The organism is Massilia pseudoviolaceinigra (assembly GCF_030846505.1).
GTDB lineage: Bacteria > Pseudomonadota > Gammaproteobacteria > Burkholderiales > Burkholderiaceae_D > Telluria_A > Telluria_A violaceinigra.
On the sequence record NZ_JAVCWL010000016.1, the window covers coordinates 158,940 to 174,086 of the forward strand.

At 66.4% G+C, this 15,147-nt stretch carries 2 protein-coding genes; both read right to left on the minus strand.

Translation table 11 applies throughout. From position 1 onward, the window contains the following. A complete protein-coding gene (locus tag RBA40_RS17340) occupies positions 1-12,771 on the minus strand; it encodes a non-ribosomal peptide synthetase (protein ID WP_306649036.1) in 12,771 nt (4,256 codons plus the stop codon). A 1,046-nt stretch (positions 12,772-13,817) separates the two neighbouring features. After that, positions 13,818-15,147: WD40/YVTN/BNR-like repeat-containing protein (locus RBA40_RS17345; RefSeq protein WP_306649037.1), on the minus strand; the 1,330-nt coding region annotated here is incomplete at its 5' end.

A 15,147-nucleotide genomic window follows, 5' to 3' on the forward strand; every position in this document is an offset into this window, starting at 1 on the left:
TCAAGCCTTATGTTGAGAGATCACAAATTCAAGTTCATCGGCGTCGAATGCCAGCAACTCGTAATCGAGGATGACGCTGGCGAGCGCGCACAGGGTTGGGTTGGCAAAAACGTCCATGAGCGGCACGTCGACATCCCACGTTTGCCGGATGCGGACGATCAGCTGCATCACCAGCAGGGAGTGGCCACCGAGTTCGAAGAAGTGGTCATGCCGCCCTACCCGCTCCAGCCGCAACAGCTCGGCCCAGATGCGGGCCAGCGCCGCCTCGGTTTCGCCCTTGGGCACGGCGTAGGCGCGTTGGGCATAGGCCGCGCCTTCCGGCGCCGGCAGCGCCTTGCGATCGAGTTTGCCGTTCGCGCTCAGGGGCAAGGCGTCGAGCACGACGCAGGCCGCCGGCACCATGTAGTCGGGCAGTTCGCGCGCCAGCGCCGCGCGCAGCGCTTGCGGATCGGCTGCGCCAACAACGTAGGCCACCAGGCGCTGGTCGCCCGGACTGTCCTCGCGCGCCAGAACCACCGCTTCGCGCACGCCGTCCTGGCGCGCAAGGTGCGCTTCGATCTCGCCCAGCTCGATACGCTGGCCACGGATCTTGACCTGATGATCGGTGCGGCCCAGGAATTCGACGGTGCCGTCGGCCAGCCAGCGTCCCAGGTCGCCGGTCTTGTACATGCGCGCCGCTGGCTTGCCCGCGAACGGGTCGGCCACGAAACGCTGGGCGGTCAGTTCGTCGCGGTGCAAATACCCGCGCGCCACCTGCACGCCGCCGATGTGGATTTCGCCCGCCACCCCGGCCGGCACCGGCTCGCCATGGCGGTCGAGCAGGTAGATCGTGGTGTTGGCGATCGGCCGGCCGATAGGAATGTTGTCGGGCAGGTCGCTCCCCTCGCAGTGCCAGGCGGTGACGTCGACCGCAGCTTCGGTCGGGCCGTACAAGTTAAGCAGTTCCGTCTGCGGCAGACATTGCACGAAGCGCCGCGCCAGGGCGCCGGGCAAGGCTTCGCCGCTGCACATGACGCGCCGAAGCTGCGCGCAGCCCTCGGCGGCGCCGCTGTCGACGAACGCCTGCAGCATCGACGGCACGAAGTGCGCCGTGGTGATGGCGCGACGCCTGATGGTGTCGGCCAGGTAGGCCGGGTCCTTGTGGCCTCCGGGACGGGCCATCACCAGGCGCGCGCCCTGCATCAGCGGCCAGAAAAACTCCCAGACCGACACGTCGAAGCTGAACGGAGTCTTTTGCAGCACCGCGTCGGCGGCATCGATGCTGTAGGCGTCCTGCATCCACAGCAGCCGGTTGACCACCGCGGCATGCTCGTTCATGACGCCCTTGGGCTGGCCGGTGGAACCGGAGGTGTAGATCACATAAGCCAGGTGCGCGGGCGTGAGGCCCAACTGGGCCGGGGCCAGGTTGGTCGTCGGCATCGATTGCCACGGCCGCTCGGCGCAATCGAGCAGCACGGCCGGTACCTCGGCAGGCAGATCGATGCCGGCCTGGGTCAGCAGCACGCAAGGTGCGCTGTCGGCCAGCATGAAGGCCAGGCGCGCACACGGATAGGCCGGGTCGAGCGGCACGTAGGCGGCGCCCGCCTTGAGCACCGCCAGGATGGCGACGACCATCTCCAGGCTGCGCTCCAGGCACAGGGCAACGCGCTGCTCGGGACCGGCGCCGTGCGTGCGCAGGTAATGCGCCAGCTGGTTTGCCTTGTCATTCAGTTCACGGTACGTCAGGCGGCTGTCGTCCAATTCCACGGCAACCGCGTGCGGCGTTGCCCGCGCCTGTTCTTCGATGAACTCGTGGATGCACAGGTCTTGCCGGTACTCGCGCCGGGTGCGGTTCCAGCCGCGCAGTACCTGGGCGCGCTGCGCGTCCGACAGGATGTCGATGCGGTCGATGGCGCAGGCGTCGTCGTTCGCCATCCCGGCCAGCAGCAGCTTGAAACAGCCCAGGTGGCGCTCGATGGTGGCGCGGTCGAAGAGCGCGCTGGCAAACGTCATCCAGCCGCCGATGGCGCCATCGCACTCTTCCAGGTCGAGCGACAGGTCGACCGTGGCGCTCGGGTGCTCCAGGATGATTTCCTCTGCATGCACGCCATCGAGCGACGCTGCCGCCTGCGGCGTGTTCTGCCACGCGAACATCAGCTGGAAAATCGGGCTATGCGACAGGGTGCGCTGCGGCTTCATGGCCTCGACCACCTGCTCGAACGGCACGTCCTGGTGGCTTTGCCCCTGCAGGACGCACTCGCGCGCCTGGGCCAGCAATGCGCCGACACTGGGGCCGCCGCTCAGGTCCAGGCGCAGTGCCAGCGTGTTGGCGAAAAAACCGATCAGCGGTTCGAGTTCGACGCGGCCGCGATTGGCAACCGGTGAGCCGATCACCACCTCGTCCTGTCCCGCCAGGCGGGCGCACAGGGCGCCCCATGCCGCCAGCAGGGTCATGAACAGGGTGGTGCCGTGCTTTTGCGACAAGGCTTTAAGGGCGCTGGCCAGCTCGCGCTCGATCCGCACGGGCACGCTCTGCCCCGCATAGTCTTGTACGGTGGGGCGTGGCCGGTCGGGCGGCAGGGTGATAAGACCTGGCGCACCGGCCAGTTGCTGCTGCCAATATGCCAGCTGGATGCGTTGCACCGCCCCGTCCAGCCACTGGCGCTGCCAGAGCGCGTAGTCGGCATACTGCAGCGACAGCGCCGGCAACTCGTCGCCGCGATACAGCGCGCGCAATTCGGCGGCCAGCACGCCCATGGACCAGCCGTCGGCGGCCATGTGGTGCATGGTCAGCAGCAGGCAGTGGTCGTGTTCCCCCAGCCGCAGCAGGCGGCCGCGAATCGGGGCCCCATGGGCCAGGTCGAACGGCGCCTGCGCTTCGTGCCGGCTCCAGCGCGCGATCGCTTCGTCACCGGCTTCCCCGGCATCGCGCAGGTCGTGGCAAACGAGCGTGAAGGCGCTAGCGGGCGCGATGTCCTGCACCGGGTGGCCGTCGACCATGCCGACACGGGTGCGCAGCACTTCGTGGCGCCGGATGATGGCGTCGAGCGCAGCCTGCAAGGCAGCCGTGTCGAGCGCGCCGCGCAGGCGCAGGCCGCGCAGCATGTGGTAGGCGGCAGCGGCGCGCTCGCTCATCTGCGAGATGAACCACAGGCGCTGCTGCGCAAACGACAGCGGCGCCACGGCGGGCCGCTGGCCGGCCACGATGGCCGGCAAGGTGCTGGCGGCCGATGCGCTGACCAGCATGGCGAAGGAACGCAGCACCGGCTTGGCGAACAGCGCGGCCAGCGGCACCTCGAGGCCGAGGCGCTGGCGCAGGCGCGACGTCATCTGCACCGCCAGCAGCGAATGCCCGCCCAGGTCGAAAAAGTGATCGTTGCGACCCACCCGTTCGACCTGCAGCAGTTCGGACCACAGTTCGGCCAGCGCGCCCTCGACCGGCCCTTGCGGCGCGGCGTACTCGCTGTGCGCGAACGCGGCGCCCTGCGGTGCCGGCAGGGCCTTGCGATCGAGCTTGCCGTTGGGCGTGAGCGGCAGGGACGCGAGCGGCACGTACGCCGCCGGCACCATGTGCTCGGGCAGAACGCCCGCGAGCGCGTGATGCAGGACGCCCGCGTCGAACCCCGCGCCAGTGGCGACCACATAGGCGACCAGGCGCTTGTCGCCGCGCCCGTCATCCCTTGCCAGTACCACAGCCTCGCGCACGCCGGGCAGACGCCCGAGCTGCGCTTCGATTTCGCCCAGCTCGATGCGAAAGCCACGGATTTTCACTTGCTGGTCGTTGCGGCCCAAGAATTCCATTGCGCCGTCGGGCAGCCGACGGCCCATGTCGCCGGTCTTGTACAGGCGCGCGCCGGGAACGCCGCCGAACGGGTCCGGCACGAAACGCTGCGCGGTCAGGTCGGGGCGATTGAGGTAGCCGCGTGCCACGCCGGCGCCGCCGACGTAAATCTCACCGGGCACGCCGGCAATCACCGGCTCGCCATGAGCGTCGAGCAGATACAGTTGCAGGTCGGGGATTGCGTGTCCGATCGGGCTGGCCTCGCGCCGGCCGGCCAGGTCGGCCGCCATGATGGGCCGGTACGTCACGTGGACCGTGGTTTCGGTGATGCCGTACATATTGACCAGCTGCGTGGCGGCGGCATCGCGGCGCGCGAACCAGCGCGCCAGGCTTCCCACCTCCAGCGCTTCGCCGCCGAAGATGACGTGGCGCAGGCGGTGCGGCTGCGCTCCCTGCTGGTCCATCACTTGCAGGAAGGCGCTCGGGGTCTGGTTGAGGACCGTGACGCCGCGTTCGCATAGCAAGGCGTAAAAAGCTTGCGGGTTGCGCGTGGTGAGGTATGGCACGACCACCAGATGGCCGCCATGGAGCAGCGCGCCCCACAGCTCCCATACCGAAAAATCGAAAGCAAAGGAGTGAAACAGGGTCCACACGTCGGATGGGCCGAAGCCGAACCACGGCTGCGTGGCGCTGAACAGGCGCGTCACGTTGCCGTGTTCGACCATCACGCCCTTGGGCTGACCGGTGGAGCCGGACGTGTAGATGACGTAGGCCAGGCTGCGCGGCGTGGCGCCCGTGTGCTCCGGGTTGTGCGGGGAAAGCGACTGCCATGGCTGCGCGTCGCCGTCGAGGGCGAGCACGCCGACCCCGTCCGGAACGACGCCGCCGGTCCGGGTGAGCATCAGCAGGGGCGCGCTGTCGTGCACCATGTAGGCCAGCCGCTCGGCTGGATAGGCCGGGTCCATCGGTATGTAGGCGGCACCGGCCTTGAGCACCGCGAGGATGGCGACGACCATGTCCAGGCCGCGTTCCATGCAGATGGCGATGCGCTGCTCCGGGCCCGCTCCCAGGGTACGAAGATGATGCGCCAGGCGGTTGGCCTGTTCGTTCAAGGCCGCGTAGGTGAGACAGTGATCCTCGTACGTCACCGCCACCGACTGCGGCGTGCGCGCGGCCTGCCGCTCGAACAGGTGGTGGATGCAGTGCTCCTGGACGGGCGCCGGCGTGACCTGGCCGAGCGTCTGGCGGCGCTCGTCGCCGTCGGCGATGGCGATGCGCCAGGCGGGCGATTGCGGCGCCTGTTCGAGGGCGTCGACCATGCCTTCGAGCGCGCGCTGGAGGTAGCGGCAGATGCGGGCGGCATCGACCGGGCGCGCGATCTGCACGCTCAGGTCGAAGTTCTCGCCCAGGTCGTCCACCGACAGGCCAAAAGGATAGTTGGTGCGCTCGTGCGCCGCCAGCATCTCGATGCCGCTGCGCCAGCCGGAATCGTCGTTGCGGTCGATCCGCTCGTTGGCGCTGTGGCGGTAGTTGAGCAAGGCGGTAAACAAAGGCACGCTATTGGGCAGCGCGCTGCAGCGTTGGGCCAGGGCCAGGGGCGCGTGCTCGTGTTCCATCAATCCGGCAAGCAGCGCGTGGGTCTGGCGTACGCCATCGTGCACGCTCACCTCGCCCAGCATGACGCGCAGGGGCAGCGTGTTGATGAACAGGCCCATGGCGCGGTCGGCGCCGGCGCCACCTTGCATGCGGCCGAACAGCACGGTGCCGAAGACCGCCTCGTCGCGCCCCGTGGTCTTGGCCAGCACCTGGGCCCAGGCCCAGTGAAACAGGCTGGCCGCGCTGACGCCGGCCGCCCGGGCCTGCCGGCGCAGGCGCTGCGCCAGCGCCGGGGGCAGTTGCGCCCGGACTTCCTCGATGTTGCCGCCGTCGCCCTTGATGTCGGTCAGGCCGAACGGCGCGGTTGGCTCGTCAACGTCGCCGAGCATCTGGCGGAAGAACGCTTCGTGGTCGCGCGCCCTGCCCTCGCGGCGCGCCTCGGCGACGAAATCGCGGAACGGGACCGGTTCGGGCAGCGCGTCCGCGCGCCCGGCCTGGATCAGCCCCATTTCCTGGAACATGATGTCGAGGGTGGAGTGATCGAGGATCATGTGATGCATCAGCAGTTGCAGCATCCAGCTTTGCGATGGCTCGTCGAAGGCGGCGAAGCCGTGCAGCAGCGGTGCCTGACGCACGTCGAGGCGGAAATGCAGCGGATCGGCCACGGCGCGCAGTTGCGCCGCGGTGTCGCCCGGCCCCAGGGCCGGCGTATCGACGGTGAACCGCGCATGGCGCCACACCACCTGTACCGGTTCGTCCAGCCCTTCCCACAGCACGGCGGTACGCAGCACGTCGTGGCGCTCGATGACTTGCTCAAGCGCGGCCACGAAGCCGTCCATGCGCGCGCGCGAGTCAAACGCCATCGTCGCTGACGACAGATACGGGTCGCCCTCGGTCTGCAGCAGATGGTGGAACAGAATGCCTTCCTGCAGCGGCGCGACCGGATAGATGTCCTGGATATTGGCCATCCCGCCCGGTACCGTGCGGGCGATGCGCTCGATCTGGCCGGCGTCGAGCTTCACCAGCGGCAGCATGGCGGGCGTGATCGCGGTGCAGCCGGCCGGAATGGCATTCGCAGGTACCGCGGCGATGACGCTCCCATGGCCGGCATCATCGACCGCACGCGCCAGCGCGGCCAGCGTCGGTTGCGAGAACAGGGTGCGGATGTCGGCGGCCAGGTCCTGGCGGCGCATCCGTTCCATCAGCTGCACGGCCAGCAGCGAGTGGCCGCCGAGTTCGAAGAAGTGGTCGTGGCGGCCGACCCGGTCGAGCTGGAGCAGCTCGGCCCAGATCGCGGCCAGCGCGGTTTCGGTGGGCCCTTGCGGCGCCTCATAGGCACGCTGGGCATACGCCGAGCCTTCCGGCGCGGGCAGCGCCTTGCGGTCCAGTTTTCCGTTGGCGGTGAGCGGCATGGCTGCCAGCAGCACATAGGCTGCCGGCACCATATAGATGGGCAGCTGGCGCGCCAGGGCGTCGCGCACGGCCTGCGGGTCGACATCGCCGACCAGGTAGGCGACCAGGCGCGGCTCGCCGGGGCTGTCCTCGCGCGCCAGCACCACCGCTTCGCGCACACCGTCGTGGCGACTGATGTGCGTTTCGATCTCGCCCAGTTCGATGCGCAGGCCGCGAATCTTGACCTGGTGGTCGTTACGGCCCAAGAATTCGATGCTGCCGCCGTCGAGCCAGCGCGCCATGTCGCCGGTGCGGTACATGCGCGCTTGGGGCGTGCCCGCGAACGGGTCGGCCAGGAAGCGTTCCTCGGTCAGCTGCGGCTGGTTCAGGTAGCCACGCGCCACGCTGGCGCCGCCGATGTACATTTCGCCGGCCACGCCCGGCGGCACCGGCCGTCCATGCCGGTCGAGCAGGTAGATGCAGGTGTTGGCGATCGGACGGCCAATGTGGATCAGCGGGTCCCCCGGAACAAGGCGTCCCGACGTGGCCACCACGGTCGATTCGGTCGGACCGTAATTGTTGACGACTTCGAAAGGCAGATCGGCAGCGGGAGCCTTGAGCAGGCGGTCGCCGCCGATCAGCAGGGTTCGCAAGCGCTCGTTGCCCTTGCGCTCGCGCCGCAATGCCACGTCGGCCAGCGCGGTGACCAGGAAGCTGTTGTGCAGGTCCTGCCGCTCCCACCAGTCGAGCAGCGCGACCGGATCGCCGGCGGCGTCGGGCGGCGCCAGGGTCAGCACGGCGCCCATGCACAGGGGCGGCCAGACTTCCCAGGTGCAGGCGTCGAAGGCAATGCCCGCACTGCTCGAAGCCCGTTCGCCGGCGGCCAGCGGAAAGCTGCCGGTATGCCAGCCAACCAGGTTGGCCAGGTTGCGGTGTTCGACCATGACGCCTTTCGGTTTGCCGGTCGAGCCGGACGTGTAGATCACGTAAGCGAGGTGCGTCGACGCCAGGCCGTTCGAGACGCGCCCGGGATTGGCCGCGTCAGCGTCGGCCCACGGCACGAACGCCGCATCGAGTTCGAGTACCGTGGCCGTCATGAGGGCGCGGCAGGCCGGCAGCCGTTCCTGCACCGATGCCTGGGTGAGCACCACCTTCGGACGGCAGTCGTCGAGCATGAAAGCGAGGCGCTCGGATGGATAGTGCGGGTCGAGCGGCACGTAGGCGCCGCCCGCCTTGAGGGTGGCCAGCATGCCGACCACGAGCCCCACGCCGCGCTCCAGGGCCAGCGCTACGCGCGTGTCCGGCCGCACGCCGAGGCGAAGAAGGTGATGGGCCAGGCGGTTGGCACGCTCGTTCAGGTCGCGGTAGCTGAGCGTTTCTCCGTCCGCCTCCAGGGCGATCGCCGCGGGCGATTGCGCCGCGCGCAGTTCGAGCAGTTCATGCACGAACGACGCGCCGACTTCGCGCCGGGTATCGTTCCAGGTGCGCAGCACTTCATGGCGCTGGGCGGCGTTCATCACATCGATGCGCGATACCGGTGTTTGCGGTGCGTGTTCCAACGCCTCGGCGATCTGTTCGAGCGCCGTGTGCATATAGTCGCAAATCCGGTCCGCCGGCACCGGCAGCGCGATCAGGGTACTGAGCCGGAAATCGTGTTCCAGGTCGTCGACGCGCAAGCTGAATGGGTAGTTGCTCAGCTCCTGCACCGGCTCCATCGCAATGCCCTCGCCCCAGCAAACCGTGTCGAGCCCCACGCCGTGGCGGTAATTCAGCAGCGACGAGAACAAGGGCGTGCCGTTCGGGAGCGCGCTGCAGCGCTGGGCCAGTGCCAGCGACGCGTCTTCGTGCATGACCAGACGGGCCAGCGCCGCATGGGTGTCACGCACGCTCTCCACAACGCTGGTGTCGCCCAGGCGGATGCGCAGCGGCAGCGTATTGACGAACAGGCCCATGGCGCGGTCGGCGCTGGCCCCGCCTTGCATGCGCCCGTACAGGACCGTGCCGAAGACGATGTCGTCGCGCCCCGTGCCGCGCGCCAGTACCTGTGCCCATGCCGCATGAAACAGGCTGGCCGGGCTGACACCGAGCGCCCTGGCTTGTTGCCGCAAACGTTGCGACAGGCTTATGCCGAGCATGCGTTCGGCCTGGCGGATGGTGCTGCCGTCGCCGCGCACGTCGGCCAGTCCGAAAGGCGTGGTCGGCTCGTCGACATCGCCGAGCATGTCGCGGTAAAAGGTTTCGTGCGCGTCCGCCCTGCCCGGCCGGCGCGAGCGCGCGACAAAATCGCGGAACGGGACTGGCGGCGGCAAGGATTGCGCGCCGCCGCCCTGGATGGCGGCCACCTCCCGAAACAGCAGGGCCAGCGTGGCGTGATCGACCACCATGTGGTGCAGCAGCAGCTGCAACAGCCAGCACTGCCGGTCGGCGTCGAAGGCGGCAAAGGCGCGCATCAGTGGCGCCTGGCGCAGGTCGAGGCGGATGCGGCGCGGGTCGGTATGGGCGGCCAGGCCGGCTGCCGCCTCGCCCTGCGCAAACGTGAGTACCTGCACGTCAAGCGGTGCGCTACGCCAGACCACTTGCACCGGCTCCCTCAACCCTTCCCACACGACGGCGGTGCGTAGCGCGTCATGGCGGCCGATGGCCTGCTGCAGCGCCTGCACGAAACCATCCATGCGCTGGCGCGAATCGAAGGACCAGGTGGCCAGCAGCAGATAGGGATCGCCTTCGGTCTGCATCAGATGGTGGAACAGGATCCCTTCCTGCAGCGGCGCGAGCGGGTAGATATCCTGGATGTTGGCCGCGCCGCCGGGTACAGCCGCAGCGATCCGATCGATCTGTCGCGCGTCAAGTTCGATCAGCGGGAGCATGGCGGGGGTGATTCTGGCGCAGCCGGGGGCAATGGCGTTCGGCGCGACCGGAGCGTCGGCGCGGCACCGTTCCCCATGTTCAACCGCCAGGGCCAGGGCGGCGATGGTCGGCTCGGCGAACAAGGTGCGGATATCGGCGGCGAGCGACGCGCCGCGCATGCGTTCCATCAGTTCGACCGCCAGCAGCGAGTGGCCACCGAGCTCGAAGAAGTGGTCGTCGCGCCCCACCGGCCCGCATTGCAGCAGGTCGGCCCAGATGGCGGCCAGGGCCTGTTCGAGCGGCCCTTGCGGCACCGCGTACGGGCGCTGCGCAAAGGCGGACGGCCCGGGAGCCGGCAGCAGCTTGCGGTCGATTTTTCCGTTGGGGGTGAGCGGCAGCGCGTCGAGCGGCACGCATGCGGCAGGGACCATGTAGGCCGGCAGCGCGCTGGCCAGCGCAGTGCGCACCGCGCGCGCGTCGGCGGTCCCGGTGATATAGGCCACCAGGCGCGCATCGCCCGGGATATCTCCACGTGCCAGCACCACCGCTTCGCGCACGCCGGGCTGGCACGCCAGTTGCGCTTCGATTTCGCCAAGTTCGATGCGCAGCCCGCGGATCTTGACCTGCTGGTCGTTACGGCCCAAAAATTCGATGCTGCCGTCGTCCAGCCAGCGCGCCAGGTCGCCGCTCCTGTACATCCGTGCATCGGGCACGCCCGCGAACGGGTCGGCCAGGAAGCGCTCCCCGGTCAAGCGCGGCTGGTTCAGGTAGCCACGCGCCACGCCGGCGCCGCCGATGTACATCTCGCCGGCCACCCCCACCGGAACCGGATGGCCATGGCGGTCGAGCAGATAGACGCTGGTGTTGGCAATGGGACGGCCGATGTGGATGACCGCGTCGCCCGGAAGAATGCGGCCGGACGTGGCGACCACGGTGGTTTCGGTCGGTCCGTAGTTGTTGACGAGTTTGAAGTCGACATCGGCGGCGGGCGCCCTGGCCAGGCGGTCGCCACCAACCAGCAAGGTGCGCAGCGGCCTGGCGGCGCGCGCATCGCGCTTCATGGCGATATCGGCCAGCGCGGTCACCAGGAAGCTGGTGTGCAGATCCTGCTGGTTCCACCAGTCCAGCAATGCGACGGGGTCGCCCGCGGCATCGGCTGGCGCCAGCGCCAGTACGGCGCCCATGCACAATGGCGGCCAGACTTCCCAGGTACAGGCGTCGAAGGCGATGCCGGCGGTACTCGAAGCGCGTTCGCCGGGGGCCAGCGGAAAGGTGTCGCAGTGCCAGCCGATCAGGTTGACCAGGTTGCGGTGTTCGACCATCACGCCTTTCGGCTGCCCGGTGGAGCCGGACGTATAGATGACGTAGGCCAGGTGCGATGAAGCCAGGCCGTTCATGGCGCGCGACAGGTCGCCGCAGGGCTGCTGCTGCCACGGCGGCAGCGGCGAGTCGAGTGCGAGCACGGTCATTCCGGCAGCCGGCTCGATGCCATCCAACAGACGCGACTGGGTCAGCAACACCGCTGCGCCGCTGTCGGCCAGCATCCAGGCGACGCGCGCTGGCGGATAAGCCGGGTCGAGCGGCACATAGGCGCCGCCGGCCTTGAGCACGGCGAGCATGGCGATGATCATGTCCGCACCGCGCTCCAGGTAGAGGGCAACGGTCGCATCGGGCGCCACTCCCCGGGCGCGCAGGTGATGCGCAAGCTGGTTGGCGCGCGCGTTGAGGGCGCCGTAGCTCAAGGCGCCGGCGCCGGACTCGATCGCGATGGCATCGGGCGCGCTCTGCGCCTGCCGTTCGACCAGCTGGTGGACGCAGACGTCTTGCGGGTAGTGGCGCGCGGTGGCGTTAAAGTCGGCGAGCACGCGGCGGCTTTCCGCAGCGCCCAGCAGCGGCAATGCGGATAATGCCGACGGGGCGCCGGCTGCCACTGCCTCGATCACGACGGCAAGCGCACGTTGCAGCGCCGCGACATACGAGTAGGCCAGTATCTGCCTGTTCCAGTGAAAATCGAGTCGCGTGTGGTCTGCGCCGCCCTGGACGAGCACTGCCAGCGCAGCATGTCCCAGGCCGTGGCCGAAGAACGCCAGGCCGTCTTCGGCAGCGTCGGACGCCGCGTCGTCCACGCACAGGACCACGTCGACCAGGCGCTGCGCCGCATCTGCGCGCCAGGCAAGACGCGACAGCGGGTAGCGTTCATGCGCCACACATAGCCCCACTTCGTCGGCTACGCGGCGCATATTGTGGGCGAAGGTGTCGTCATCGCGCAAGCGGATGGTTACCGGAACGACCGTCGAGAAGCGGCCAAGCGCGCGCTGGTGCTGCCGTTCGAGGCCAATGACGATCGCGCCGTCGGCCTCCTGCATGCGGTCGAACCAGGTGGCGAGCGCCGTCAATAGCACATCGGTCAGCGTGCAGGCATGCTGGTTTGCGGTTGCTTCAAGGCGCGCACGCAGCGCCGGCACGATGTGCCACGACACTGTATTTGCCGCGCTGTTGTCGGGCGCACGGGCGTGTGGCGCGAACAGCGGGGCCGGCGGTACGGGAAAACGCTCTTGCCAGAATGCCCGGTCGCGCGCGCAGGCGGCCGAGGCCAGATAGGCGTCGTCCGCGCGCAACTGGTCGAGCAAGGGGTGCGGGGCCGGGGCGAGGACCTGTCCGGCATCGACAATGGCGCGATGGAGCAGCCGGAGGGCTGCGCTGTCGCAGACAAGAGGATGGCAGCGACATACCCACGTGCCGTCCTGCGGGCCGGAGCGGACCAGCAGCAATTGCCAAAGCAGGCTGCCGTCGATGGCGAAAGGCGCATTCCTCGCCTCTTCTATATAGTGCGCCGCGCGTTGCGCGCTGTCGGCGTGGCCCGACAGATCGACAATGCGCAGTGGCGCTTCGGCCGCCGCCAGGATATGCGGAACGGGAATGTCGTCGACCACGCCGCCCGCCTGGACCAGCACCATGCGCAAGGCATCGTGCGCGTCGACCAGGCGCTGGAGAACGGCGCGCATGTCCGACGGATCGCATGGCCGCGTTACCGGACAAACCCATCCGCCGCTGCAGGAACCGCGATCGGCCAGATGTGCCAGGCTGGACCAGACTGCTTCCTGTGCGATCGAAAACCGTGCGGCCAACATGGCTGCGGGATAATGGGTATGCTTGTCTCCACTCGTCCGTTCCATTCCACTCCTCCGAAGTTGATGCTCGGCAGCAAACTGTCTGCCTTTACAATGTCGTTATTAACTTGGGCAAGACTGAGCACGGGCACCATGCATATCGGATAAGTGGTCGGCGATAATCATGGCAGGCGTGCGCAACGATTATCGAGAGAACATTCCGCCGTGACCTCGGCGTTTATAACCGATGCCATTTCCCGTAATCGCATTATGTTTATTTTTATTAACTAAAATTCCGGCTTTATGATCGCCGCCACGGCTCCGGTGGCTTGCTGGCGTGTCTTTTCCCACCCGCGCGCGGTGTGGCCCCCTGCATGCGCAAGGTGATTGTCAGATTAAAAAATGTTCTGGCTAGGTGGGCCCGGCAAGGGAATCGCAGCGGCTACACGCGTGACTGGCCAGAGAAAGAGGCAGATCGGGAAGACGGGAATCCCTGGATGTTCGATATTTTAGAAGGCACGACATAAACTCATATCCTATGCAGGTGCATTGAAAAGCGTAAATATTCGTATTTCCCGGCGGCATAGCTATCAGCTCGCACAGCCAGAACAGTAAAGGAATTATCACGGTTTGTCATTTTCTTTTTTTAATATTCGAATTGCATAAAAATTAATTCAATGAAATGAATATGGCGATAAAAAAGAAATATTTGCCATATATAAAGTGACATTATCTTTTTACTGAGCAGCATCGATTAAGTGCAGGAAATTTTTCTTGTGTCCAGGGAGATGGGGAATATGGCAGCCGGTCTAAATTGGCTGTGGCCAAGCGCAAGCCAGCGTCGCGCGGGAGCGGTACACGTATGCCGGCTATTCGCCAGCGGGACTTGCTGCGCGATGAAGGGCATGTGGCTGTGCGGATGGCGCCAGCCGCATTCGACGATCCGGTCGACCCGGCGGACCCGGGCGCCGGAGGGCACCCGGCTGCTTCACCTAGACGAGTTGCTGCAAGTTGCAGGCAGCCGTCCGTCAATCAAGTGCCACGTGGCACGCGCCAAGCCGATGGAGCGTAATATCGTAGCTGCCGGGCGTTACCTGCGCGTCATGCGGCGCTTATTTCGGCTGGCGATTCAAGGTGTCCTCCCCGGAGGCGGGCGCGACATCAGGAAGTTTCCTTATGTCTCGCATCCAGGTACGCCCGCCATCGGCGCTCGAAAATATGCGAACGTCCCGATCGATATAAAGCAGTACGGATTTTTTCACGACCATCCTGGTACTTTTCAACGGAGTTTCCGCTAGCAAATCTGTCCAGGTCCGCCCCCCGTCCTTCGAATGCCTGATACGTGAGCTGGTGACAAATGCCCCGCCGACATGACAGAGCGACCATGCTTCATTCTTGTTAAGCATCGCGAAGTCGTGCACGATGGACACAAAGCCGCCACAGGCATTATCCAGTTTGCTCCAGCTTGCTCCCTCATCGTGAGAAAGATGGGGCTTCTGAAAAAAGCCGGTGGAATATACTGACTCACCGTTGCTGCCAATCTCTTGAACCTCCTGCGGCACACGGGACACTGTCCATGTCCGTGTCGCCAAATCGAGGGAATGTATTTCCTTGCCCGGAAGGATCAAAAGATACTTTCCATTGTGAATCGCGGCTCGGCTTGGCATGTTTACATGCGGTAAAATGCCCATCCCCTGCAGATTTGCAAGTTCACCCCATCGGCTACCGGGACCGTTCATTCGACTGTGCAAAGAGATTTTACCCTCAGCAATACTCATCACGAACAGTTCCCCATTGACTTCGGTCACATGCGCGACCAGGCCGTTCTCAATCGGGATGTCCAAATCCACCCAAGTAAGACCGCCATCTGTCGACTGCTTTAGCATGCCCTCTTCCCCGCCCACCGTGATGTGCATGCCGTTTCTCGCATACAGGGCAGTGATCTCGCGAGGGTCATTCAAATCGATATTCCTCCACTCGCCCGACCTGCTACGCAACAGTAATTGCCCCAGATTGCTACCGACGAGTAGCTCACCGTCCGGCAATTCCTGGGCTGCATTCAAAGAGTGAGTGCTCGTTTTAGACAGCATGACCCGGAGCGCCGGATCCTTCGCATCTTCCCAGGCGATGCGTTTTTCGGTCTCGGCCATCTTGTTGGCCATGCCGCCAAGCAGCGCACCGACTATGCCGTACTGCAACGACATCGGAATTGCCTGACCGGAAGCACCCGCGCCTGGCGTAGCTACCTTGCGCCATCCGATCACCGCCGTGTCGCTGAGGTCTTTCGCCAGCGCTGGAAATTCCTTTGACAGGGTACGGGCGAGATCGACCTGTTTATCATAAAGAACAAAAGTCGCCTTTCCTTCGCCGATCGGCTGGTAGATCAGCGTTCCCAGGTTGGTCAATGCCCCAGGCCGTACCGCGAAGTCGAACCCCGGCCCT